This is a genomic window from Streptomyces solicamelliae, assembly GCF_045348655.1.
In the GTDB taxonomy this organism is placed as follows: Bacteria; Actinomycetota; Actinomycetes; order Streptomycetales; family Streptomycetaceae; genus Streptomyces; species Streptomyces solicamelliae.
In genome coordinates this window covers 5,642,356-5,667,048 of sequence record NZ_CP160404.1, presented here as the reverse complement: position 1 = coordinate 5,667,048, position 24,693 = coordinate 5,642,356, and the positions used below count along the sequence as shown (strand labels likewise).

Sequence of the window (24,693 nt, the reverse complement as noted above, 5' to 3'; positions counted from 1 at the left end):
GTACGTACGTTCGCATGACGTCTGCGCCCCTCGCCACCTACCGGCTCCAGCTCCAGCCCGCGTTCCCGTTCGCGGCCGCCGAACGGGCCGTGCCGTACCTGGCCCGGCTCGGCGTGTCGCACCTGCACCTGTCACCGGTCCTGGAGGCCGTTCCGGGCTCCACGCACGGTTACGACGTCACCGACCACCGGGCCGTCCGCGCCGAGCTGGGCGGCGAGGAGGGACTGCGGTCCCTCTCCGGGACCGCCCGGGCGCACGGCCTCGGCCTGGTGGTGGACCTGGTGCCGAACCACATGGCGGCCTCGCCCCGGCACAACCACGCGCTGCGCGCGGTGCTGCGGGAGGGGCCCGAGTCGCCGTACGCCCGCTGGTTCGACGTCGACTGGGCGGCCGGCGACGGGCGGATCCTGCTGCCCGTGCTGCCGGGCCGGGTCGGCGGGGTCCTGGACGGGATGCGGGTGGCGGACGGCGCGCTGCACGTGGCCGGGCAGGAGTTCCCGCTGCGCGCCGGCACCGAGCGGCTGCCGCTGCCGGAGCTGCTCGACGCGCAGTGGTACCGGCTCGGCTGGTGGCGGCTGGCCCGCACGGAGCTCAACTACCGGCGCTTCTTCACCATCTCGGACCTGATCGGGGTGCGGGTCGAGGACCCGGAGGTCTTCGCCGCCACGCACGGCACGATCGTGGACCTGGTGCGGGACGGGGTGATCGAGGGGCTGCGGATCGACCATCCCGACGGGCTCGCCGACCCCGACGGCTATCTGGAGCGGCTGCACGCGGCGACCGGCGGCTGCTGGACGGTCGTCGAGAAGATCCTCACCGGTCCGGAGCGCCTGCAGTCCGGCTGGCCGGTCGCCGGCACCACCGGATACGACGCGCTGCGGCACGTCGACGGCGTCCTCACCGACCCGACGGGCTTCGACGAACTGCAGGACCTGTACCGGGAGTTCGCGGGCCGCGCCGGCGACCGGGGCGGCCACTGGGACGCGACGGCGCGCCGCGCCGCGTACAAGGTGGTCACCCACGAGCTGGCGGCGGAGACCGCGGCGCTCACCCGCACCGCCGCCCGGATCTGCACCGCCGACCCGGCGCTGCGCGACCACGCGCCCTGGGCGCTGCGCACGGCGGTGCGCGAACTGCTGGTGCGGGTGCCGGTGTACCGCACGTACCGGAGCGGCGGCGAGGAGGTGCTGACCGAGGAGGCGGCCCGCGGCGCGAAGGCGGCGTTCGCGGTGCCGGAGGAGGCCGCGGCGGTCGACCTCGTACGGGACCTGGCGCTCGGCCTGCTCGGCGACGGGCCCGAGCACCGGGCGTTCCGGACCCGGTTCGCCCAGACGTCGTCGGCGCTGCGGGCGAAGTCGGTGGAGGACACCGCGTTCTACCGGTACACCCCGCTGCTGTCGGCCAACGAGGTCGGCGGGGATCCGGGCAGGCCCGCGGTCACTCCGGAGGAGTTCCACGCGTACTGCGCGCACCTCGCGCGCGACTGGCCGGCCACCGGCACGGTGCTGACCACGCACGACACCAAGCGCAGCGCGGACGTACGGGCGGCCATCGCGGTGCTCGCGCAGTGCCCGGACCGGTGGGCGGAGCTCCTGGAGGAGGTCGCCGGGATCCCCGCGCCCGACCCGCACCTGGCGTGGACGGCCTGGCAGACCGCGTTCGGGTTCGGCGCCCCCGACCCGGACCGGCTGGGGCCCGCCCTGCTGAAGTCCGTACGGGAGGCGGGCCTGCACACCAGCTGGACGGAGCCGGACCCGGCGTACGAGAAGGCGGTGACGGAGTTCGTGGCGGAGGGTCCCGGCCGGATCCCGCTGCGCACGGCGTCGGAGGCGGCCTTCGCCCTGGAGCCGCACATCCGGGCGCAGTTCCTCGGCGCGGCGCTGGTGCAGCTGACGATGCCGGGAGTGCCGGAGCTGTACCAGAACACGGAGCGGGAGTACCGGGCGCTGGTCGACCCGGACAACCGGGCGCCGTTCGCGATCGGCGCCGACGACGAGAAGACGCTGCTGACCCGGGCGGCGCTGGCGCTGCGCCGGAGCCGCCCGGAACTGTTCGGCCCGACCGGCGGCTACACGCCCCTGCCCGCCGAGGGCCCGGCGGCCGGCCACTGCCTGGCCTTCGCCCGCGGCGACGGCGCGGTCACCGCGGTCACCCGGCTCTCGCTGCGCCTCGCGGAGTCGGGCGGCTGGCGGGACACGGTCCTGACGGTGCCGGCGGGCGAGTGGTCGGCACTCCTCGACGGCCGGGCGTTCACCGGCGGTCCGCTGCCCCTGGCGGAGCTGTTCGCGGACCGGCCGGTGGCCCTGCTGGAACGCCGGCCCTAGGGGGTGTCTGACGATTCGTCGCGACGCCGCGGGGAATTTCAGACACTCCCTAGCAACGGGGCAGGTTCACGGTCCCGTTGGAGAGCTTGCTGGCGGAGGCCCAGCCCTCGTTCGACGTCCCCTCGGCGCGGGCGTAGATCCACTTGTTGCCGTAGGCGTTGGTGATGTAGCAGTGGTAGTAGAGCTTCACGCCGGTCTTGATCTCGCTCTTCTGCCCGCATTCCGCGTACGGCCCGCTGTACAGGTGGGTCGTCGAGGCCACCGTGCCGAACGCGTCGCTGCGGTTCGCGTGGGCCCAGCCGGTGCAGGCGGTCGAGACCGGAGTCGGCTTGGTCGCCGTCGGAGTGGGCTCGGCCGTCGGCGGGGCCGACGGGGTCTCGGCCGGCTTGTCGCCCGCGCCGCCGGGCTTCTGCGTCGGATCCGGCTCCTTCTCCTCGTCCTTCTCGCCGTCCGGCGCCTTCGAGGCCGACGGCTTCGACGACGCGTCGGGGGACGTGAGGGACGACGGGTCGCCGCCGGCGCTGGGCCAGGGGGTGTCCGCCGGAGAGTCGGTGGCGGGCGGGGCCTCCTGCGCGTTGCCGGTGGGCGTGCCGTCCGGCCCGGAGGTCAGTGCGTAGGTGATGCCGCCGCCGGCGGCGATCAGCACGACGACGGCCGCGGCCGCGAGGAGCGGGCGTCCGCTGCTCTTACGGGCGCGGCGGGCCGCGGTCCGGCTCGTCACGGGAGCGGGGAATCCGGCGGCGGCCACGCCCGGAGCGGCGGCCTGCGGAGGCGGACCGGACTGCGGCGGGACGGCCTGGGGCGGGTAGCCGTACGACGGGGTCTGCTGCACGGGCTGCTGCTGCGGGTACAGCGGGGGGCCGAAGCCGGGGGTGGCGGCGGTGGGATCCGACATGGGTGCCGGCATGGGAGCGGGAGCCGGGGCGGCGAGGGACACCGTCCCTCCCGAGGCGACCCGCTCCAGCATCTCGCGCGCCTGCTCGGCGGTGGGCCGGTCCTGCGGGTCCTTCGCCATCAGCGCCTGCAGCACCGGCGCGAGCGGGCCCGCCCGGAGCGGCTCCGGCAGGGGTTCGGTGACGATCGCCGACAGGGTGGACCAGGCGGACGTGCGGCGGAACGGCGCGGCGCCCTCCACGGCCGCGTACAGCGTCATGCCGAGCGCCCAGATGTCCGACGCGGGACCGGGCTCGCGGCCCTGTGCGCGCTCCGGCGGCAGGTAGTCGAGCGAGCCGATGATCTCGCCGCTGCGGGTCAGCTTGGCCATGGGGTCGTCGCCGGACGTCTCCATCGTGGCGATGCCGAAGTCGGTGAGGACGACCCTCCCCCAGCCTCCGGCCGGGGGGACCCCCGTCTCGCTTCGCCCGCCGTGCTCCAGGAGCACGTTCGCGGGCTTGACGTCGCGGTGCAGCACGCCGACCCGGTGGGCGGCGTCGAGCGCGTCCATCAGCTTGGCGCCGATCGCCGCGGCCTCGCCCGGCTCCAGGGCGCCGCGCTCCGCCAGCACGTCGTCGAGGGAGCCGCCCTCGACGAGTTCCATGACGATGACCGGCAGGCCCTGCTCCTCGGTCACGTCGTGCACGGTGACCACGCCGCTGTGCCGGATGCGGGCGGCGGCCTGCGCCTCCCGCTGCATCCGGGTCCGCAGATCGGCCAGTTCGGCGGCGGAGGCGTCGGTGAAGGCCCGCAGCACCTTGACGGCGACCTCGCGGTTCAGCAGCTCGTCCACTGCCCGGGCGACCACGCCCATGCCGCCGCGTCCGATCACGGACGTCACGCGGTAACGCCCTCCGAGCAACCTGCCTATCAGGTCCGTGGCGTTCGCATCCCCCGCCGTCACCGCATGCCCCGTTCCTCGCCGTTCGTGATCTGTCAACCCAGAGGCCTCAAGACTAGAGGCAGAAGTGTGAGGGAAATGCGGCGGGCATGCGCAGGTATCGACGGGCCCGTTTGAGCCGCGCCGCGGCCGCGGGCGGGCCGCGGGGGCCAGGGCCCGGCCATGATCCGCCGGACAGGCCCTAGCCGCCCGGCCGGACCAGCAGACTGCGCGGGGCGCGGGTGATCAGGCCGGTGAACTCCGGCCGGAAGCCGTCCGCCGGGCGCAGCTTCGGCATCGCATCGAAGAGCGCGCGCAGGGCGTACCGGGCTTCCAGCGCGGCGAGCAGCACGCCTGGGCAGGGGCCGGTGCCGTACGTGAGCTGGCCGGCGTCGTCGCGCCGGTGGTCGAACGCGTCCGGCTCACGGAACCGCTCCGGGTCCCGGCCCGCCGAACCGATCAGCAGGGCGACGGGCGCGCCGGCCGGGAGGACGCCGCCGCCGACCGGGACCTCCGAGGAGGTGCGGCGCATCGCGATCTGGACGGGCGGGTCGCGGCGCAGCGCCTCGGTCCAGGCGCGGGCGACGTCGTCGTCCGGGGCGTCGCGCAGTGCGGCGGCGCGGTCCGGGTCGTCGAGGGCGTGGGCCAGGAAGGTGGCGAGTGCCTTCTCGCGGACGGCGAGCTGGGCGGTGCACCGGCCGGCGAGAGCGCTCGCGGCCCGGCCGCGGACCAGCCGCATCATGTCGCGGTAGGGCACACCGACCGCCGCGGCGACGGTGCCGGCGGGCAGCCAGTGGCAGAACTCGGCGACCAGGTCGACCTGCGGCCGGCCGGCGATCCGCCGGGCCAGCACGTACGCGGTCCGCTCGGCGACCTCGCGCAGCTCCGTCTCGTCCACGTCCTGGTGGCCGGTGGCGCAGGGCGGGTCGCCGGGCCGGTGACCGTGGCCGAAGCGGGCGTCGGTCAGGGCGGCGGCCACGTCCGCGTACCGGCTGAGCAGCCAGGCCCGCAGCAGCGGGTCGTACGCGAGCGGGTACTCCTCGCGCAGCGTGCGGTACAGCCGGTACGGGTCGCGGCCGGTGCCCGGCTGCACGGGGCTGGGCGGCACGGTGCGGGGGACGGGCGCGCCGGGCACGCCGGTGGGGAGGTGCTGCGTCATGCGGGCCCCCTGGGTTCGGTGCGGCCGCCGGGAGGACGGCCGCTCCGTCGCGGCACGCCTGGCCCCAGCTCACCACCGGAGCGCGGCGCCCGCAGTCCGCGTTGCGCCGAACGGGTGACGCCGGGGGCGGTCTCAGCCGGTGGCGAGGGTGAAGCTCATCTGGCCGAAGCCGACGACGTCGCCGGCCCGCACCACCACCGTGCCGGTGACCCGGCGGCCGTTGACCGTCGTGCCGTTCGTCGAGCCCAGGTCACGCAGCAGCCACAGGCCGCCCTGCTGCCCCAGCTCGGCGTGCAGCCGCGACACCGTCTCGTGGCTGAGCCGCAGCCCGTTCACCGGGTCACGGCCGATCCGCAGCGGGTGCGGGCCCGGCGCGGGCAGCAGCAGCTTCGGCAGCCGCTCCGCCGACCAGGCGCGGCCGAGGCGGGCGGTGAACGCGGACACCTTCTCGACGGCGCCGACGACCTTGCGGGTCCAGCGGCCGTCGGTGCGCAGATCGGCGGTGAGCACCGCCAGTTCGTCGGGGCGGCGGGCCGCCAGGGCCTTCTCCATACGGAACAGGAACGTGTCGTGCGAGAGCCGGCCCTGCGCCGCGCCCTCCCGCAGTATCACCAACGCCCGGTCCCGCTCGGCGTCGGAGACGCGAGCGGACTGCGTGGGGAGCTCGAAAGGGGTCGTCACATCGTGATTGTCGGCCCGAACGGCCCGAAGTGTCCAGAAGCCGAATTCCGCACGCCCGTTCCAAGATCGCTGATACGGTCGCGCTTTCGACTTCCGTGGAGGAACCCCCTGTTGACTGCTGATCGAACCCCCGTGCCCGGCGACCGCGACGACATCGTGCTGCGCCCGCTGGCCGGACCCGAGGAACTGGACCTGTTCCTCGGCCTTGACTACGTCCTCGACGAGGAACTGGCCGATGACCTGGAGACCGGCCGCCGGCTGCCCGCGTGGATGTGGGTCGCGCTGCGCGGCGACCGGGTCGTGGCCCGGCTCTCCTGGTGGACCAAGGCCCGGGGCGAAGCGCCCATGTTCCTGGACTTCTTCGACCTCGATGCCGCCCTGCCCGAGGAGGAGCGCGGCGCGATCGGGCTGCGGCTCCTCGAGACGGCGACCGCCGCGGTGATCCCGGCGGGCACGCGGCGCCCCGAGTTCGGGCGCTTCCTGCCCGCGGACTGGCGCGAGGACGACACCGTCCGCGCCGAGCTGGAGACCCTGTTCGCGGTCCTGGAGAAGTCCGGCGCCAGGCCCCTGGTGGAGCGGCTGCGCCTGGAGTGGCGGCCCGGGACGCCGGTGCCGGAGCCGTCCGGCCGGCTGGTCTTCCGTCCCGTACGGGACCGGGAGGACCTGCTGGAGCTGATGACCCCGGTCATGGAAGGCACCCTCGACGCGCACGGGCAGGCCGACCTCGCGTCCGGGCTCTCGGCGCGGGAGGCGGCGGAGCTCCACTACGACGACGAACTCGCGCACTACACCACGCCCCGGGAGTGGTGGCGGATCGCGGAACTGCCCGGGACGGGCGAGCCGGTCGGCTTCGTGATCCCGGCCCGCAACAACTACCACCCGATCATCGCCTACATCGGCGTCCTCCCGGCCCACCGAGGCAAGGGCTACATCGACGAGGTGCTGCGCGAGGGCACCGCGGTCCTCGCGGCCGAGGACGTGCCCCGCATCCGGGCCGCGACCGACGTCGGCAACGTGCCCATGGCGCGCTCCTTCGCACGGGCCGGGTACACGACGTTCCAGCGGGCGATCGACTTCGTGTGGGACGCGCCGGACCCCTCGGGTTCCTGACCGCGCGGCGGCGTCCGCTGCCAGGATGGGTTCCGTCGTGCTCCGATCCGTCGGCGAGGGGATCCGCCAGTGCTCTTCGAGGTGTGGGCGCCGCACGCCCGCGACGAGGTCGTCCTTGAACTGGGCAGCATGGGGGTCCCCCCGCTCGAGCGAAGCCGAGAGTGGGGGAGGCACCCGTTGGACCGGGATCCGGTGCGGGAGGGCTGGTGGCTGACGGAGGCGGAGGCCGCCGACGGCGACCGGTACGGCTACCGCCTGGACGGCGGGCCGCTGCTGCCCGACCCGCGCGCGCGCCGGCTGCCGGACGGACCGGACGGCCCCGGCGCGGTCGTCGACCACTCCGCGTACGCCTGGCGGCACCCGGTCCCGCCCCGGTCGCTGCGCGGCGCGGTCCTGTACGAGCTGCACATCGGCACCTACACCCCGGAGGGCACGCTCGACGCGGCGGCGGCCCGGCTCGGCGAACTGGCAGAGCTGGGCGTCACGCACGTCGAGCTGATGCCGCTCTGTCCGTTCCCGGGGGTGCACGGCTGGGGGTACGACGGGGTCGCGCCGTGGGCGGTGCACGAGCCGTACGGCGGGCCCGAGGCGCTGAAGCGATTCGTCGACACGGCGCACGGCCTCGGGCTCGGCGTGGTCCTGGACGTGGTGCACAACCACCTCGGCCCGTCCGGGAACCATCTGCCTGCCTTCGGCCCGTACTTCACCGACACCCACCACACGCCCTGGGGCGCGGCGGTGAACCTGGACGCGCCGGGCTCCGACGAGGTCCGCGCGTACTTCCTCGGCAGCGCGCTCGGCTGGCTGCGGGACTACCGGATCGACGGGCTGCGGCTCGACGCCGTGCACGCGCTCGCCGACACCCGGGCGCTGACGTTCCTGGAGGAGCTGTCGGCCGCGGTCGACGCGCTCGGCGCGGAGGAGGGCCGGGAGCTGTTCCTGATCGCCGAGTCCGACCAGGGCGACCCGCGCACCACCCGCCCGCGGGCGGCCGGCGGCCTCGGGATGCACGCCCAGTGGAACGACGACTTCCACCATGCCCTGCACACCGCGCTGACCGGCGAGGCGCAGGGCTACTACGCGGACTTCGCGCGCGCCCCGATGGCCGCGCTCGGCAAGACCCTCGGGCATGTCTTCTTCCACGACGGCAGCTGGTCGGCCTTCCGCGGCCGCCACCACGGCCGCCCCGTCGACCGGGTCCGCACGCCCGCGCACCGCTTCCTCGGCTACGCCCAGACCCATGACCAGGTCGGCAACCGGGCGCTCGGCGACCGGCTCTCCGCCTCCCTCTCCCCCGGCCTGCTGGCCTGCGCGGCGACGCTCGTGCTGACCGGGCCTGCGGTGCCGATGCTGTTCATGGGCGAGGAGTGGGGCGCGCGGACGCCCTGGCAGTACTTCACTGACCACACCGACCCCGAGCTGGCCGAGGCGGTCCGGCAGGGCCGGCGGCGGGAGTTCGCGGCGCACGGCTGGACGGAGGAGCAGGTGCCGGACCCGCAGGACCCGGCGACCCGGGACCGGTCCGTGCTCGACCGCGCCGAGCGGGACCGCGCGCCGCACGACCGGCTGCTCGCCTGGTACCGCGAGCTGATCGCCCTGCGCCACAGCCAGCCCGACCTGACGGACCCGGACCTCGCCTCGGTGCGCGCGGCCTTCGACGAGCAGGCCCGCTGGCTGGCGTTCCGCCGCGGCGACCTGCGGATCGTGGTGAACCTCGCCGACCGTCCGGCGGAGATCCCGCTGGGCGGCCGGCACCGGGTCCTGGCCGCGTGGGAGCCGGTCGAGGCGCCCGGTCCGGACGGGCTGCTGCGGCTGCCGGCGGAGTCGTGCGTGGTGCTCGCGAACGGCCTGTCGCGGGGGTAGGTGGGACGCCTCTGGGCCAGTCGGATCACGGTCCGGCCTGTCTGTGATCCGCGGCCGTCGGACCATGGTGGGCTGAAGCCCCGCCGGGCGGTGTCCGGTAGGACGTCGATCTGCGCTCGGGGCCCCGCACATGACCACGTTTCTCACCGTCGCCGCCATCGTCGCCGCGCTCGTCGTCGGCCTCCTCGCCAACCGGGTGCGGAGCAACCGCACCGCGGACGAGACGGAGGACGCCGAGGCGTCCGTCAGCGACCTGGTCAGTCCGCTGGAGACCCTCGCCGTGCTGCTGGTCGCGTTCGTCATCGTCGTCGCGGCGGAGTCCTTCAGCGCGGCGAACACGGCCGTCGGCGCGGAGGCCGGCCGGGTGGACCAGCTCTACGAGGTGGCCGACTACGCCCCCGAGCCCCAGCGGGAACGCCTCCAGGCGGCGGCGGTCTGCTACGCGCGGGCCATCCCGGCCGCGGAGTGGCCCGCCATGGCCGAGGACGCCGGGCCCTCGCCCCGCGCCTCGGAGTGGTCCACCGAGTTCCGCGCGTCCTTCAAGGAACTCGCCCACCGCGAGGACACGACGTTCGAACTGCTCGTCCAGGCCGACGACGAGCGGTCCACGGCCCGCCACACCCGACTCGGGGAGGCGACGCCCGCGATCCCCACGGTCGTCTACTGGTTCATGGTGCTGTCGCTGGCCGCGACCGTCGGCGCCTTCGCCTTCGGGCTGCCCCGCAGACGCGGCCCGGCGCACCTCCTCCTGCTGTGCGTGCTCGCCGCGCTGCTCACCGGCTCGCTGCTGCTGATCCAGGACCTCGACCGGCCCTTCGACGGCCGGATCCGCATCTCGGACCAGGCGATGAGGGACACCGCCGGGGACATCTCGGAGGACTTCGCCGCGGACCACCCGCGGGCGACGCTCCCGTGCGACGAGGGTGGCCGGCGGGTGTGAGGCGGTGTCTGTGGGCGGTCGTTACTCGACGATCGCCATGGTGTGCGGGGTGGCGTTCAAGCGGCGGCCGCCGTTGTCGGTGACGGTGACGATGTCCTCGATGCGGACGCCGAAGCGGCCCGGCAGGTAGACGCCGGGCTCGATGGAGAAGCACATGCCGGGGACGAGCGGCTGCTCCTCGCCCTCGATCATGTAGGGCGGCTCGTGGGTGGTGACGCCGATGCCGTGGCCGGTGCGGTGGATGAAGTACTCGCCGTAGCCGGCGTCGGTGATGACCGCGCGGGCCGCCCGGTCGACCTCCTGGCAGGCGACGCCGGGCCGTACCGCCTCGAACCCGGCCTGCTGCGCGGTACGGACGAGGTCGTGGACGCGCTGCTCCTCGCCGGTCGGCTCGCCGACGTGGACGGTGCGGGTGGTGTCGGAGCCGTAGCCGTGCTTCAGCCCGCCGAAGTCGAGGACGACCATGTCGCCGCGCTCGATGGTCCGGTCGCCGGCCTCGTGGTGCGGGTCGGCACCGTTCGGGCCGGAGCCGACGACGGTGAAGTCCACCTGGGAGTGGCCGAACCGCAGCAGCAGCGCGGCCAGGTCGGCGGCCACCTCGGTCTCCTTGCGGCCCGCGAAACGGACCTTCAGGATCTCCTCGTACGCCCGGTCGGCGGCGACGCCGGCGGCCTCGATCCGGGCCAGCTCGTGGGCGTCCTTGACGGCCCGCAGCATCGGCAGGGCCTCGGTGAGCGAGACGTACGAGGTCGTGGGCAGCGTCTTCTGCAGGCCGAGCAGGTGCATAGCCCAGGCGTTGTCGCTGACCCCGAACCGGCCCCCGGCGTCGAGCAGCGGGGCGGTCACGGCGTACGGGTCCTTGCCGTCGGTCCAGTCCCGCAGGGTGAGCGCGCCCGCGCCGACGGCCTTCCCGGCGTCCGGGGCCTCCAGGGTGGGAACGACGAGGACCGGGTCCCGGCCGGCGGCGAGCACGAGGACGGTGAGGCGTTCGGTGATCGCGGTCGGCTGGTAGCCGGTCAGATGAACCAGGTCCGGTCCGGGTGCGACGAGCACCCCGGCGAGCCCGGCGTCGGCGGCGGACCGCGCGGCGCGGTCCATGCGGGCGCGGTAGTCGTCGACGGTGAACGGGACGGGCGCGGACTCGGACTCGTGCGTGCTGGGCATGGCGGGGTGCCTCCTCGTCGACGTACAGCATCCTGCCCGTCGGCACGGGAACGCGCGACCGCGTCACTCCGGTCCGGGGTTCTCCGCGACGAGACGTTCCAGCAGGTCCTCGAAGTCGCCGCCGACGACGATCCGCAGCCCCTCGCCGTCCTCGTCGTGGTCGCTGAGCTGGGTGAGCGTACCGTTCCGCCGCCACCAGAACACGTACGGGCTGATCGCGCCCGGGGTGTCCGCGTAGCCGGCGGCGGCGAAGGACGCCATGGCGCCGAGGGCCGGGATGATCCCGGTGTCGCGGATGGGGTGGAAGGCGAGCTGGTGCCGGAACGGCATGGCGACCAGCGCGCCGTGCTCGCCGAGCGGTTCGCCGGTGACCCGGCGGACCACCGCGTCGAGGTCCAGGACCCGGCTGGCGGTGTAGAAGGAGTCGCCGAGCAGCACCTCGAAGCGCATGCCGTCGCGGTCCTGCACGGTCTCGTGGCCCTCGTAGGGCAGCCCGCGCAGATTGACGAACGCCCGGTCGCGCAGCTGCTGGAGGTCGCCCAGGGGTTCCAGGGCCTCGTCGGTGAGCATCATGACGCTCTCCGGGAGGTCGAGCGCGAGGATCTCGTACAGACCGGGGGCCACGCTGCGGGCGTAGCGGAAGGCCGACGGGTCGATGCCGTCGGCGCCGACCACGCGCGGGTACAGCTGGGCGCGGATCTGCTCCGGAGAGAGGGTGTCGAGCGCGGACGGCGCGTCCAGGGTGCGCAGCACCCGCTCGACGTGCTTGCGGATCAGGTCCGGCCAGACCCGTGGTCCGCGGTCGTCGTTGTGGCAGACGGCGGCGAGGTTCCCGAGCCCGAAGTGCCGGTCGCTGTCGTCGCTCACCATGTCGGCGTAGACGGTCACCTCGAGCCCGTGCTCGGCGAACGCCTCGCGGACCTGACCGCGGAAGAGCGCCCCCTCGCGCTCGGAGAAGTAGCCGAACTCGCCGTCCCGGGGAGCCTCGTCCCCGTCCCGCTTGACCTTCCGCCGGAACAGACCCACGCCCGCCGCCTTCCGTCGAACCCTGTCGCGCCACCCTACCGAGGGGTGAGTTACCCACGTGGGGGCGGAGTCATGGGCGTCGCCGTGCGCCGGAACTCACGTCATGTGCACGACGAGGTGGGCGCGGTGGCGGCCGCGGGCCACGAGGCGGGCATTGGCTTCGTCGGAGTCGTGGACCCAGCGTGCGGCGTGGTCGGGGTCCTTGCCGAAGCGGACGTGGCGCTCGACGAGGCGGGGAATGCGACGGCGGTCGTCGAGCTCCAGGTACCAGACCTCGTCGAGCAGGGCGCGGACGGCGGCCCAGTCGCCCTCGTCGTGCAGCAGGTAGTTCCCCTCGGTGACGACCAGCGGTACGTCGGCCGGGACGGGGACCGACCCGGCGACCGGCTCCTCCAGGGAGCGGTCGAAGGCCGGGGCGTACACGGTCGTGCCGGGTGCGGTGGTGCGGAGGCGGGCGAGGAGGTGCGCGTAGCCCGCCGCGTCGAAGGTGTCCGGTGCGCCCTTGCGCTCGGTACGGCCGAGGCGGCGCAGCTCGGCCCCGGCAAGGTGGAAGCCGTCCATGGGGACGAGCACGGCCAGCCCGTCGAGCCGGGCGACGAGCCGGTCCGCGAGCGTGGACTTGCCCGCGCCGGGCGGCCCGGCCAGGCCCAGGATGCGACGGACGCCGGGGACCGCGAGGCGGCGGGCACGGGCGGCGAGCTGGTCGATGCGGGCGGCTTCCATGCGCGCCATTGTCGCCCGCCCGCCGGGCCGCGGGCGGGCGCTGTTACGTTCGGCGGCATGACGGATGTCCTGCTGAGCACGCTGCGCGCCCGCCCCCGGCTGGCGGAGCTGGCGGCGTACCCCTTCAACTTCGACGTGGCCCGCGCCGATCACGGCGAGGAGGTCGTCCTGGCCTCCGGCGCCCCGCTGGAGCCGATCGCCGGGGACGACACGGGCGGCACGTACTTCCTGTGCGACGGCGGGGCGGTGCTGTACGCCTCGTCGGAAGGCGAGGCAGGGCTCATCGGCGACAGCGTCACGGAGGCCCTGGAGCTCCTGATCGGCCTGCCGGGCTGGTGGGACGTGCTCGTCCCGGACGCGGACGCCGGGGAGGCGGCGGTGATCCCGTACGGCCCGGACCCGGAGGCGGCGCGGGCGGAACTCCGCACCGGCCTGGGGCTCCCCGAGCGCACCCCCGAGGAGCTGCTCGCCCGGCTGCACGGGGCGCTGCTGCGCACGGACCCGGAGTACACGCTGCTGACCGTGGAGGAGGGCATGGCGTACGAGCTCCTCGACGAACTGCCCCGCCCGACGCTGCGGGAGCGGTTGCTCGCGGCGGGCGGGACGGGCGCGGCGGGCGTCCCGGCGGAACTCCCGCCCGAGGAGGACGAGTTCGCCTGGATCGCGACGGCGACCGCGGCGGGCCTGGCTGCGGAGGCCCGCGTCCGCCTGATCCGCCTCCTGGACGACACCGGCCCCGACGCGGTCCGCCTCGGCCGGATCGCGACGGCCCTGGAGGCGGCCGGCGACCCGGCGCAGGCGGCCCGCGCCCAGCGCCTGTTCCTCTCCCTCCAGGACACGGCCCTCGACCGCGGCTCGGCGGGCCGCACCCTCGCCCGCCTGGAGCGCCTGGCGGGCGACCCGGAGGCCGCGCGGCGCGCGCTGGACGGGGCCGTGGCGGCCCTGGACCCCCGCCCGGCCGTCGACCGGACGGACGGCCAGGAGGAGCTTGACCTCGGCCTCCCGCAACCGGCCGCCGACACCTCCACCCGCAACTGGCGCCGCCTCGGCATCGGCCGCATGGTCGCCGAGGAGTACTTCGAACTGGCGCTGGCGGAAGCGGAGTCCGGCCACCCGGAGGCGGCCCGTACGGCGCTGCGGGAGGCCCGTGAGCTGCTCGCGGTCAGGGGCGGTCCGCACGACGCCCTCGGCGAACTCGCCCAGCGCGCCACGTGGGCCGTCCAGCGCCTCCGCTGACCGAAAGCGTCCCTTGCGTACCAGTGGTAACGCTGCCTACGGTCAGCGGACTCGAGGAACGGGAGGGAACCGTGGAAAGCAGCAAGCGAACCCAGGACGACGCCCCGACCAAGCCGGAGATCAAGAAGGTCGCCGTCCGGGACGAGGGCAGGAAGCGCGACCGGCTCACCATCGAGAAGCGGCCGGCGTCCTGAGCGGGCGGGAGCCGGCGTCCGTCGCGGTTTCCCGGGCGCCGGGCGCCGGCGTCCCGTCCCTGCGCGTGCGTCTCGTGACGATGCCCTGGCAGCCGGTCGATCTGCCGTCGCTGCAGATCGGGCTGCTGCGCGCGCTGCTGGCCCGGACCCGGCCCGACGACGAGGTAAGGGAGTTCCACGGGTCGCTGCGCTGGGCGGAGTTCCTGCTGGAGCGGACCGGCGGGCTGCTGCGGCCCGCCGACCATGTCGAGGTCGGCAGCGACGCGATCTTCGACGGGCTCGGCGACTGGGTCTTCTCCGGGGTGCTGTACCAGGACCCCGGCTGGGGCGTCGAGCGGCTCGGCGCGTACGCGGAGCGGCGCGGGATCCCCGTGGACAAGGCGCGTGCGATGCGGGCGCACGCGGGCGCGTTCGTCGACCGGACCGCCGCCGAGATCCTTGCCGGTGAGCCGGACGTCGTCGGGTTCACCAGTACCTTCATGCAGAACGTCGCCTCGCTCGCGCTCGCCGCCGAGCTCAAGCGGCGCCGCCCCGGCCTCACCGTGGTCTTCGGCGGCAGCAACTGCGACGGGCCGATGGGCCACGCCCTGCACCGCAACCATCCGTTCGTCGACCATGTCGTGCGCGGCGAGGGCGAGTACGCGTTCCCCGCCCTCCTCGCCCACATCGCCGCCGGCACGGCGCCGCGCGACGTGCCGGGGCTGTGCTGGTGGGACGGCGACGTCTCGCGGGCGAACGAGGAGTCGCGGCGTACGGTCGCCCCGGCCGACATCCCCTCGCCGGACTACGACGTCTGGCACGCCGAGGTCGAGGCCTCCCCCGTCGCCGAGTACGTCCGGCCCAAGCTCGTCGTCGAGGGCGCGCGGGGCTGCTGGTGGGGCGAGAAGCACCACTGCACGTTCTGCGGGCTCAACGGCTCGGCGATGGCGTTCCGCGCCAAGCCCGGCGAGCGGCTGTGGCAGGAGGTGGAGCGGCTCGTCCGGCGGCACCGGATCCTCGACGTCGTCACCGTCGACAACATCATCGACATGGCCTACTTCACCGACTTCCTGCCGCGCGCCGTCGAGAGCGACTGGGACCTGCTGATGCACTACGAGGTCAAGTCCAACCTGACGCAGGCACAGTTGGAGCTGCTGGCCCGCTCGGGCGCGGTGCACATCCAGCCCGGTATCGAGAGCCTGAACAACCGGGTTCTCGGGCTGATGGACAAGGGCGTCACCGGCGCGCGCAACGTCCGGACGCTGCGCGCGTGCGCGGATCTGTCGCTGACGTGCACGTGGAACTACCTGTACGGCTTCCCCGGCGAGACCGCCGCGGACTACGACCCGGTCGTGGCGCAGTTCCCCGCGCTGGTCCATCTCCAGCCGCCCGGCGGCGCGTTCCGCATCCAGCTGGAGCGCTTCAGCCCGCACTTCGCCGATCCGGCGCTGGGTTTCGCGGAGCGGAGGCCGGCCGAGATGTACGGGCACGTCTACGACCTGCCCGAGTCCGAACTCGCCGATCTGGTCTACCTCTTCGACGCCCCGCCGCGCGGCCTCGGCGGCCCGGCCGAGCAGCGGCTCGTGGCGGCGGTGGCCGACTGGCGGGCCGGGCACGCCGGTTCGACGCTGCTGCGGGAGACGGAACCGGACGGCTCGCTCCTGGTGCACGACCGGCGCTCCGGCTGGCCCGAGCGCACCCACCGGTTCCCCGGTTGGGAGGCCGCCGCGTTCCGCCGCCTGGAGGACGGGCGTTCGGCCGCCGCGCTGCGGCGGCTGCTCGCCGAGGACGGCACGGACGTGCCGGCCGGGCGGCTGGCGGAGTGGCTGGACGAGGGCGTGGCGCTCGGGCTGCTGTTCTTCGACGGCCGCGCGTACGTCGCGCTGCCGCTGCGCCACGCCCCGATCGGCGCACCGGTGCACGACGCCGAGGCGGTGACGGTGTGAGCCGTACGGTCCTCCCCCTCGGCGCCGGCGGGCGCGACACGGCCGACGCCGTACGGCTGCTGCGCGACTGCCAGAGCGCGGCGCGGACCCTGCGCTGGGCGCCGGACACCGACGACCCGCCGTTCGACACCGCGCTTCTGCACCACCTGCCGCCGCCGGAGACCGGCGCGCCGGCGTGGCGGGAGCGGTACGCGTACGGGCTCCTGTACCACCGGCGCGGGCCGGGCTTCGTGACGGTGATGGACCGCCGGGACCCGGCCGCGTCGGCCCGGTTCACGCTGGACGCGCCCGCGCTGGTGGAGGCGTTCCTGTCCGTCCAGGAGCCGGCGGAGCTCGACGCGCTGGACGCTTCCGTACGCGAGTCGGTGGCGCTGCTGGCGGAGGAGCGGCTGGTCCTGGTCACGGACGGCTGGGCGGTGGCGCTGCCGCCGCGGCTGCGCCGCTGGCCCGTCCCCTGCACGAGCGTCTGACCCGTGACCGGTGCGCACGGCCCTTCCACGGCGGACCAGGACAAGGACGAGGCGGCCGGCGCCGGTCGCCCCGCGCCCTGGCGGGCGCTGCGCCGGCAACGCCCGTTCCTGCTGCTCTGCGGGGAGCAGGCGGCCAGTTCGGTGGGCCGGCAGATCACGGCGCTCGCGCTGGCGCTGCTGGCGGTGACGCAGCTGAACGCCGGGCCGTTCGGGGCGTCGGCGCTGCTGGCGCTGACGTATCTGCCGGGTGCGGTGCTCAGCCCGTTCGCGGGGCTGCTCGCGGACCGGGCCCGGCTGCGCGCGCTGGCGGTCACGCTCACCGGACTGCAGGTGCTCGTGGTCGGTTCGGTGCCGCTGGCGGGGGCGCTGGGGCGGCTCACGCTGCCGCAGTTGTACGTCGTCGCGGGCCTGTCGGGGGCGCTGACCTGGACGCTTTCGGTGGTGCTGCAGGCGGCGCTGCCGCGGGTGGTGCCCCCGGAGCTGCTGCTGACGGGCAACGCCGCGCTGACCGGGGCGCGTACCGCGGGGCAGATCGGCGGGCCCGCGCTCGGCGGGGTCCTCGTCGGCCTGGTCGGCGCCTCGCCGGCGCTGCTGGCCGGTGTGGTCGCGTACGGCGTGGAGACGGTGCTGCTGTTCGCGCTGCCCGCGGCGCTGAACCGGCCGGCCGCGCCCGTCGCCGCCGGGCCCCGGTTCTCGGGGCTGTGCGAGGGCTTCGCCGTGGTGCGGGCGGAGCCGGTGCTGCGCCGGCAGGTGCTCGCGGGGGCCGGGTTCAATCTCGGCAGCGGGGCGGCGGACGCGCTGTTCGTGCTGTACGCGGGCCGGGAGCTCGCTCTGAAACCGTGGCAGTTGGGTGCGGTGTACGCGACGTTCAGCGTGGCCACGGTCGCCGGGGTGGTGCTCGCGGGCCGGTTCGCGCGGACGATCGGGCTGTACCGGGCGACCCGGATCTGCGCCCTGGTCGCCGCGCTCGCGATCTTCCTGGTGCCGGCGGCCTCGCTGGGGCTCGCCTTCCCCGCCCTGCTCGCGTACCAGCTGGTCTTCGGCGGCGCGGCAACGGTCTGGGCGATCTCGATGACCACGACGCAGCAGCTGATCGCCCCGCCGGGCCTGCAGGGCCGGGTCGCCGGTTTCGCCCAGGCGGCGCTGCTGACCACGGTCCCGGTGGGCGCGCTGTCGGGCGGGGCGCTGGCGTCCTGGCTGGGGAACGTGCCGGTGCTCACGGGCGCGGCGGGGACGACCGTCCTGGCCGCCCTGTCGTTCTGGCTGCCGCAGCGGCGCGGGGCGCGGACACCGGCGGCGAAACCGCCCACCACCGCGGAATGAACCGTACCGGCATCGACATCCGGACAAGCCCGTCCGGTGAAGAGAGCGTGGCGCATGTGTGGCGGGGCGCCGTGCGGGCGTCCGGGGGCGAAAGGCTGACCCGGTGCTTCACCGGGCCCTCACACGCCACGTTCGAACACGTTGCGGGGGATGTGTCGACCCCGCTTCGGTGACCCGTCGGTAGCCCCGACCGGATCGATGAATCGTCAATTGACTGATACACGTCACTGCGCACAGTCTCGCCGGGTCACTGCCCGAGCGCGTCGCTGCACTCGCCGGCGACGCCTGGTTCTGGGGGGAACCATCACTCAGCGCAGACGATCACGGAGCGCCGGCACCATTCTTCGCGGCGCACTCCTCGCACTCACCACCGTCACGGCCCTCGCGGCCGGATCGCTCGGCCGGGCGGAGGCGGCCGAGACGCCGGCTCCGCAACCGGTCAGCAGTCCACAACCCACCGCCGGCCGGCAATCGGCCGCCACCACTCAACTCACCTACCGGGGGCATGAGTTCACCGTCCCCGCGTCCTGGGACGTCGTCGACCTGGAGAAGGACCCGGACGCCTGTGTCCGGTTCGACCGGCCGGCGGTGTACCTGGGCGAGGCGGGCAGCCGACAGGACTGTCCGGCCAAGGCGTTCGGCCGCGCCGAGGCGCTGCACGTCCGCCCGGCCCCGGCCGGCCCGGACACCGCCGCGTCGCAGGCCCGCGTCACGGAGAACCGCGCCGCGCACACGTACCGGGCCACCGCCCGCGGGATCGCGGTCACCGCCTCGTACGGCGGCGACCGCGAGCTGATCCGGCGCGTGCTGCGCAGCGCCTCGCTGCCCGTCGACACCGCTCGCGCCGAGACGGCGGGCACACGACCGCTCGCGGCGCTCCCCGCGGATGCCACGTCCTTCCAGGGCAAGGGCTTCGACCGGTGCGCCGCACCGCCGTCGGGCCAGATGGACACCTGGAGGCAGTCCTCGCCGTACGGCGCGGTCGGCGTGTACATCGGCGGGGTCAACGCGGGCTGCGGCGTCACCGTCGACGCGGCCTGGATGCAGGCCCAGTACGACAAGGGCTGGCGCTACTTCCCGATCTACGTCGGTCCGCAGGCCTCGCACGACGCGGGCAGCTGCGACGAGGACTGCGAGGTCATCACCGACCCGGTGCCCGAGGGCGCGGCCGCCGCACGGGACGCCGTCGCCCAGGCGAACGCGCTGGGCCTGCCCGCGGGTTCGGTCCTCTACTACAACATGGAGGCGTACGCCTCCCCGACGCACACCGGCAAGGTCCTGCCGTTCATCCAGTCCTGGACCTCGACGCTGCACGGACTCGGGTACCGGTCCGGCGTCTACGGCAGCCTGATGTCGCTGATCATCGATCTGGTGGCGGCGGACGAGGGCTATCTCCAGCCCGACGTCATCGACTTCGCCAAGTGGGACGACGAGCCCACGACGCAGGACCCGCGGATCCCGGCCGCCATGTGGGCCGACCACCAGCGGATCAAGCAGTACTCCGGCGACATCCGGGAGACGCACGGCGGGGTGACGCTCGACATCGACGCCAATCTGCTCGACGTGGGCGAGGGCGTCGTCCAGCCGCCGGCCAAGAAGGACACCTCACTCGCCTGGTCCGGCCCCGCGACCGTGTCCAACGGCTCGCCGGCCGCGCTCGCGGCCACGCTCACCGAGAAGGACGGCGGCGCGCCGGTCGCCGACCGCGAGGTCAGCCTCTCGCTCGGTACGGGCACGGGCGCCCAGAGCTGCGCGGGCACGACCGACGCGACGGGGAAGGCGAGTTGCACCGTACCGTCGGTGAACCAGCCGCTGAACGCGGACGCGACCGTCCCGGCGGCGGCGACGTTCGCGGGCGACGACGCCTACAAGGAGTCGGAGGCCACCGCCACGGTCAGGCTGCAGTACGTGTCGGGCCGGGCGTACGGGCTCAAGGCCGACGTCCCGCTGCTCGGCCTCCCGGTCCGCATCGAGCCGACGCCCGACACGGGCCCGGTCCTTACCGCCGGAGCCGGGACCAAGGCACCGGCGTGCGCGAGCGGCGTCAACGCCCTGATCCTGTCCGCCGACACGCTCTGCGCCCGGGTCGAGACCAGGACCGGACCCGGCAGCGCCACGGCCACGGCGAGCGTGGAGGAGGCCCGGATCGGACTGCCCGGTCTGCCGGTCGTCGGCCTCTCCGGGGTCGAGGCCACCTCCACCGCCGGCTGCACGGCGGCCACGGGCGGCACGAAGCTGACGCTCACGGTCGCGGGGGCGCCCGTCCGGGTCGGCGACGTCCCGAACGTCACGGTCGACCTGGGGCTCGGCGCGAAGCTCGTCGTCAACGAGCAGGTCCGCACGGCCGGCGGGCTCACCGTCAACGCGGTGCATCTGACCGCGCCCGGCGGCATCGACGTCGTCGTCGCGTCGACCACCGCCGCCGCACACAACTGCGCGTGAGGAAGGGGGACTTCACCATGAGGAAACTGATCGCACGAGTGAAACGCGGAGGCGTGCTGCTCGCCGCCCTGGCCGCGGCGGTCGGCCTGACGCTGACCGCCCCGGCGGGAGCGGCGGCCGCGGAGCCGACGGACCCGCCGGCCACGGGGACGCTGGCCAAGCCGACCTTCCTGGCGCCGTTCGAGTGCGGCTCCCAGTGGACGTACTCCACGTACCCGGGACACGGCAACGTCCTGGACTTCATCCGCTCCGACGGCAAGCCCTCGCTCGGCTCGCCGGTCCTCGCCTCCGCGCCCGGCGTCGCCACCCGGCGGTACCAGGAGGGCGGCGCGGGCCAGTACATCGTGCTCGACCACGGGGACGGCTGGGTCACCGAGTACATGCACCTCGACACGTACGGCGTCGAGGACGGCGCGCGAGTCACGCAGGGCCAGAAGATCGGCACGGTGGGGAGCACGGGCGGCAGCACCGGTCCGCACCTGCACCTCCAGCACAAGCTGAACGGCGCGCTGCAGGACATCGAGCTGGAGGGCGGCTCGCTGGTGCCGTACCCCGGCGAGTACGGCCAGAAGTTCATCAAGAGCACCAACGGCTGCGGGGGCACCGAGCCGCCCGAGCCGGTCCAGAAGGAGACCCGGCTCGCCTGGACCGGTCCCGCGAGCACCTCGAACGGCTCGGCGGCCCGGCTGTCGGCCACGCTGAAGGAGAAGGACGGCGACGCTCCGGTCGCCGGCCGCAAGGTCGCCTTCACGCTCGGGTCCGGCGCGGGCGCGCAGGGCTGCGAGGGCACGACGGACACGCGGGGCGCGGCGAGCTGCACGGTGCCGTCGGTGGACCAGCCGCTGAACGCGGACGCGACGGTGCCGGTGGCGGCGGCGTTCGCCGGCGACAAGGACTACAAGGCGTCCGAGACGACGGCGTCCCTGAAGCTGCAGTACGTCTCCGGCCGGGCGTACGGCCTTTCGGCCCGCGTCCCGGTCCTGATCCTGCCGCTGACCATCGCGCCGACCCCGGACACGGGCGCGGTGCGCACGGCGGGCGCGGAGAGCAAGGCGCCGCCCTGCACGCAGAACGTGAACGCGCTGGTCCTGTCGGCCGAGGCGCCCTGCGCCGAGGTCGTGACGACCACCGGCCCGAGCCGCTCGACGGCCACGGCGACGCTCGCGCGGGCCACGGTGGGCCTGCCGGGGCTGCCGGTGATCCGGGTCTCGGGCGTGACGGCCACCTCGGCCAGCAGCTGCACCGCGAAGGAGGGCTCGGCCTCGCTGGACCTGAGCATCGCGGGTACCCCGGTGACGGTGCCGGACACGCCGAACCACACGATCGACCTCGGCGTGGGCGTGCGGCTCGTGGTGAACGAGCAGACCGAGACCGCGGAGGGCCTGACGGTGAACGCGGTGCACCTGACGGCCCCGGGCGGCGTGGACGTGACCCTCGCCTCCAGCACCAGCGGCGCGCACCACTGCGCCTGACCGCCTGCGGCCGGGCCCCGGCGGACGTCACGTCCGCCGGGGCCCGGTCCCGTCGTACGCTGAAGGCCGCACGCGAGGAACAGGAGACCGCGGTGGCCGAGACGACACCCACCGAGACGCAGGTGACCGAGCTGCTGGCCGAGCTGGCCGGGCTCGAGGACCCGAAGATCCGCGAGGTGAACGAGCGGCACGGCGACGACCACGGCGTGAACCTCGGCAGGCTCCGCGCGATCGCGAAGCGCCTGAAGACCCAGCAGGACCTGGCCCGCGCCCTGTGGGCCACGGGCGACACCGCGGCCCGCCTGCTGGCCCTCCTGATCTGCCGCCCGAAGGCGTTCACCCGCGACGAGCTGGACACCATGCTCCGCGAGGCCCGCACCCCCAAGGTGCAGGACTGGCTGGTCAACTACGTCGTGAAGAAGAGCCCGCACGCCGAGGACCTGCGCCTGACCTGGACCGCCGACCCGGACCCGGTGGTCGCGAGCGCCGGCTGGGCCCTGACGGCCGAACGCGTCGTGAAGAAGCCCGAGGGCCTGGACCTCACCGCCCTCCTGGACGAGGTCGAGGCGGACATGAAGTCCGCCCCCGACCGCCTCCAGTGGGCCATGAACGCCTGCCTGGCCCAGATCGGCATCGAGCACCCCGCCCACCGCCCCCGAGCCCTCGCCATCGGCGAACGCCTGGAAGTCCTGAAGGACTACCCCACCTCCCCCGGCTGCACCTCCCCCTTCGCCCCGGCCTGGATCACCGAAATGGTCCGCCGCAAGGACGAGGCACCGGCGAAGGCCTGACCGGCCCCGGCCTCAGCCCTCGTCGGGAGTGAGGCGCAGGGAGATGGAGTTGATGCAGTAGCGCTGGTCCGTGGGGGTCGGGTAGCCCTCGCCCTCGAAGACGTGGCCGAGGTGGGAGCCGCAGCGGGCGCAGCGGACCTCGGTGCGGACCATGCCGTGGGAGGTGTCCGCGAGGAGTTCGACGGCGTCGCTGTCCTTCGGGTCGAAGAACGACGGCCAGCCGCAGTGCGAGTCGAACTTCTCGTTCGACGTGAAGAGCTCCGCGCCGCAGGCGCGGCAGGAGTAGACGCCCTTCGTCCTGGTGTCGGTGTACTCACCGCGGAAGGCGGGCTCGGTGCCGGCCAGCCGGAGCACCTGGTACTCCGACGGGGTCAGCTGCGCCTGCCATTCCTCGTCCGGCTTCTCGACCTCGTACGCCATCGTTCGCTCCTCCGCAGCTCAGCTCGACAGGCGGGCGAGGATCCGCGGTCCCAGGTCCGTGACGTCGCCCGCGCCCATGGTGAGAACGAGGTCGCCCGGCTTCGCCATTCCCGCGATCACGTCCGGGACGGTGTCCTTGTCGTGGACGGGCGTGACGTCGGCGGCGGCCGCGCGGGCCGCGTCGATGATCAGCTCGCTGGTGATGCCGGGGATCGGGTCCTCGCGGGCCGGGTAGATGTCCAGGACCACGGACGCGTCGGCGAGGGCGAGGGCGTCGCCCATCTCCTTGCCGAGTTCCTGCGTGCGCGAGAACAGGTGCGGCTGGAAGACCACGAGGAGCCGGGACGCTCCGGCCGCGCCGCGCATCGCCTCCAGGTCGGCGGTCATCTCGGTGGGGTGGTGCGCGTACGAGTCGATCACCTGCACGCCCGCGGCCTCGCCCTTGAGCTGGAGGCGGCGGCCGACGCCGGTGTACGCGGTGAGGGCCTGGGCCAGCTCCGCCGGGTCGATGCCCACGCGGGAGCCGGCGGCGAGGGCCGCGGCCGCGTTGTGCGCGTAGTGGCGGCCGGGGACGGAGACGGTGAAGGTGTGCTCGACGCCGTCGAGGGCGACCGTCACCTCGCTCTTCATCCCGTTCGGGGTGATCGCCAGGATGCGGGCGTCGGAGTCCTCGGACTCGCCGACCGTGAGGACGCTCAGGCCCTCGCGGTCCGCCACCCGGCGGGCCAGCTCGCGCGCGCCCGCGTGCTCGCCGACGACCAGCGTGCCGCCCGGACGGATCTTCGCGACGAAGGCCTCGAAGGACTCGTAGATCTCGTCCATCGACGCGTAGTTGGCGTGGTGGTCCAGCTCGACGTTGAGGACGATCGCGACCTCGGGGTCGTACTTCTGGAAGCTGCGGTCGCTCTCGTCCGCCTCCGCCACGAACACCGCGCCGGCGCCGTGCCGGGCGTTGGTGCCGGGGCCCGCGAGGTCGCCGCCGATCGCGTACGAGGGGTCCAGGCCCAGCTCGGTCAGGGCGACGGCCAGCATGGAGGTGGTGGTGGTCTTGCCGTGCGTACCGGCGACGGCGACCGCGCGCAGGCCGTCCATCAGGGACGCCAGCGCGTCCGAGCGGTGCACCACCGGGATGCCGAGCCCGGCGGCCCGGGCCAGCTCCGGGTTGTCGGAGCGGATGGCACTGGAGACGACGACGCAGCTGGCGTCGTCCGCGAGGTGCGCCGCGGCGTGGCCGATGTGGACCGTCGCGCCGAGCGCCCGCAGTGCCTCGGCGGTCGCGGACTCCTTGGCGTCGCTGCCGGCGACCTTCGCGCCGCGCTGGGCGAGGATCTTCGCGATGCCCGACATTCCGGCACCGCCGATACCGATGAAGTGCGGCCGCTCCATGGCGGCGGGAACGGCGGCGGCAGGGATGGCGGAGGCCATGCGGTTGTCTCCCCGAGGTGCGGCGTACATGTACTCAGAGCCCCCAGCGTAGTGGCTGGGGGCGACAGCAGGGTGCGGGCGGGGCGGGACCGCGCTGAGCGCCGGGCCGTACGCCCTGCGTTCCGCTCGTACTCAGCTCGTACTCCGCTTGTACTCCGCGCCCGCGCCCGCACGTGCGGCGCGAGGCCCGCC

The 24,693-nt window shown here is 74.4% G+C and carries 20 protein-coding genes; 12 read left to right on the top strand and 8 right to left on the bottom strand.

The window, feature by feature from the left end; all coding sequences use genetic code 11:
• Window positions 1–14: 14 nt before the first annotated feature.
• On the top strand, window positions 15–2,324 hold the full coding sequence (treY, locus tag ABZO31_RS26145) for a malto-oligosyltrehalose synthase (RefSeq protein ID WP_406863730.1): 2,310 nt from the start codon (window positions 15–17) through the stop codon (window positions 2,322–2,324).
• 49 nt (window positions 2,325–2,373) lie between these two features.
• Here treY and ABZO31_RS26140 read toward each other — a convergent pair whose 3' ends face one another.
• The 3 genes from ABZO31_RS26140 to ABZO31_RS26130 form a co-directional block, all read right to left on the bottom strand.
• Window positions 2,374–4,161, bottom strand: a complete 1,788-nt coding sequence (locus tag ABZO31_RS26140; protein ID WP_406863729.1) for a protein kinase domain-containing protein — start codon at window positions 4,159–4,161, stop codon at window positions 2,374–2,376.
• A gap of 178 nt (window positions 4,162–4,339) precedes the next feature.
• On the bottom strand, window positions 4,340–5,296 hold the full coding sequence (locus tag ABZO31_RS26135; protein ID WP_406863728.1) for a cytochrome P450: 957 nt from the start codon (window positions 5,294–5,296) through the stop codon (window positions 4,340–4,342).
• A 132-nt stretch (window positions 5,297–5,428) separates the two neighbouring features.
• A complete protein-coding gene (locus ABZO31_RS26130; protein WP_406863727.1) occupies window positions 5,429–5,977 on the bottom strand; it encodes an FHA domain-containing protein in 549 nt (182 codons plus the stop codon).
• Between the two features lie 111 nt (window positions 5,978–6,088).
• Here ABZO31_RS26130 and ABZO31_RS26125 point away from each other — a divergent pair, with 111 nt between their 5' ends.
• The 3 genes from ABZO31_RS26125 (at window position 6,089) to ABZO31_RS26115 (ending at window position 9,890) form a co-directional block, all read left to right on the top strand.
• Entirely contained in the window at window positions 6,089–7,087 is a 999-nt protein-coding gene (locus ABZO31_RS26125) for a GNAT family N-acetyltransferase (protein ID WP_406863726.1), read from the top strand.
• 69 nt (window positions 7,088–7,156) lie between these two features.
• A complete protein-coding gene (gene treZ / locus ABZO31_RS26120) occupies window positions 7,157–8,950 on the top strand; it encodes a malto-oligosyltrehalose trehalohydrolase (protein ID WP_406863725.1) in 1,794 nt (597 codons plus the stop codon).
• Window positions 8,951–9,080: 130 nt separating this feature from the next.
• Window positions 9,081–9,890, top strand: coding sequence for a hypothetical protein (locus ABZO31_RS26115; RefSeq protein ID WP_406863724.1), 810 nt, complete (start codon window positions 9,081–9,083; stop codon window positions 9,888–9,890).
• 21 nt (window positions 9,891–9,911) lie between these two features.
• Here ABZO31_RS26115 and ABZO31_RS26110 read toward each other — a convergent pair whose 3' ends face one another.
• The 3 genes from ABZO31_RS26110 to ABZO31_RS26100 all read right to left on the bottom strand — a co-directional run bounded on the left by ABZO31_RS26110 (window position 9,912) and on the right by ABZO31_RS26100 (window position 12,812).
• The gene (locus ABZO31_RS26110) at window positions 9,912–11,054 is read right to left on the bottom strand and encodes an aminopeptidase P family protein (protein ID WP_406863723.1); all 1,143 of its coding nucleotides are present in this window, start codon (window positions 11,052–11,054) and stop codon (window positions 9,912–9,914) included.
• 63 nt (window positions 11,055–11,117) lie between these two features.
• Window positions 11,118–12,080 (bottom strand): hypothetical protein, encoded by a 963-nt coding sequence (locus ABZO31_RS26105; protein WP_406863722.1) that lies wholly within the window; start codon window positions 12,078–12,080, stop codon window positions 11,118–11,120.
• 96 nt (window positions 12,081–12,176) lie between these two features.
• Complete coding sequence (locus ABZO31_RS26100; protein ID WP_406863721.1) at window positions 12,177–12,812, bottom strand: nucleoside/nucleotide kinase family protein; 636 nt, start codon at window positions 12,810–12,812, stop codon at window positions 12,177–12,179.
• A gap of 48 nt (window positions 12,813–12,860) precedes the next feature.
• On the opposite strand from ABZO31_RS26100, the gene ABZO31_RS26095 reads away from it, so the two are divergent.
• From ABZO31_RS26095 to ABZO31_RS26060, 8 genes are all read left to right on the top strand, one after another.
• Window positions 12,861–14,039: a hypothetical protein gene (locus ABZO31_RS26095; protein WP_406863720.1), complete on the top strand. Its 1,179-nt coding sequence runs from the start codon at window positions 12,861–12,863 to the stop codon at window positions 14,037–14,039.
• A gap of 71 nt (window positions 14,040–14,110) precedes the next feature.
• Window positions 14,111–14,233: a hypothetical protein gene (locus ABZO31_RS26090; protein ID WP_406863719.1), complete on the top strand. Its 123-nt coding sequence runs from the start codon at window positions 14,111–14,113 to the stop codon at window positions 14,231–14,233.
• Window positions 14,234–14,298: 65 nt separating this feature from the next.
• The gene (locus tag ABZO31_RS26085; protein WP_406863718.1) at window positions 14,299–16,158 is read left to right on the top strand and encodes a RiPP maturation radical SAM C-methyltransferase; all 1,860 of its coding nucleotides are present in this window, start codon (window positions 14,299–14,301) and stop codon (window positions 16,156–16,158) included.
• The gene (locus tag ABZO31_RS26080) at window positions 16,155–16,628 is read left to right on the top strand and encodes a DUF5825 family protein (protein WP_406863717.1); all 474 of its coding nucleotides are present in this window, start codon (window positions 16,155–16,157) and stop codon (window positions 16,626–16,628) included. Before ABZO31_RS26085 ends, ABZO31_RS26080 begins: the two co-directional genes overlap by 4 nt.
• 3 nt (window positions 16,629–16,631) lie before the next feature.
• The gene (locus tag ABZO31_RS26075) at window positions 16,632–17,951 is read left to right on the top strand and encodes an MFS transporter (protein WP_406863716.1); all 1,320 of its coding nucleotides are present in this window, start codon (window positions 16,632–16,634) and stop codon (window positions 17,949–17,951) included.
• 588 nt (window positions 17,952–18,539) lie between these two features.
• A complete protein-coding gene (locus tag ABZO31_RS26070; RefSeq protein ID WP_406863715.1) occupies window positions 18,540–20,393 on the top strand; it encodes a choice-of-anchor P family protein in 1,854 nt (617 codons plus the stop codon).
• A 17-nt stretch (window positions 20,394–20,410) separates the two neighbouring features.
• Window positions 20,411–21,865: a choice-of-anchor P family protein gene (locus ABZO31_RS26065; protein WP_406863714.1), complete on the top strand. Its 1,455-nt coding sequence runs from the start codon at window positions 20,411–20,413 to the stop codon at window positions 21,863–21,865.
• Window positions 21,866–21,957: 92 nt separating this feature from the next.
• Window positions 21,958–22,656 (top strand): DNA alkylation repair protein, encoded by a 699-nt coding sequence (locus ABZO31_RS26060; protein ID WP_406863713.1) that lies wholly within the window; start codon window positions 21,958–21,960, stop codon window positions 22,654–22,656.
• A 12-nt stretch (window positions 22,657–22,668) separates the two neighbouring features.
• Here ABZO31_RS26060 and msrB read toward each other — a convergent pair whose 3' ends face one another.
• Both msrB and murC read right to left on the bottom strand, forming a co-directional pair.
• Entirely contained in the window at window positions 22,669–23,076 is a 408-nt protein-coding gene (gene msrB, locus ABZO31_RS26055) for a peptide-methionine (R)-S-oxide reductase MsrB (protein ID WP_406863712.1), read from the bottom strand.
• A gap of 18 nt (window positions 23,077–23,094) precedes the next feature.
• A complete protein-coding gene (murC, locus tag ABZO31_RS26050) occupies window positions 23,095–24,501 on the bottom strand; it encodes a UDP-N-acetylmuramate--L-alanine ligase (RefSeq protein WP_406863711.1) in 1,407 nt (468 codons plus the stop codon).
• Between the last annotated feature and the right edge of the window lie 192 nt (window positions 24,502–24,693).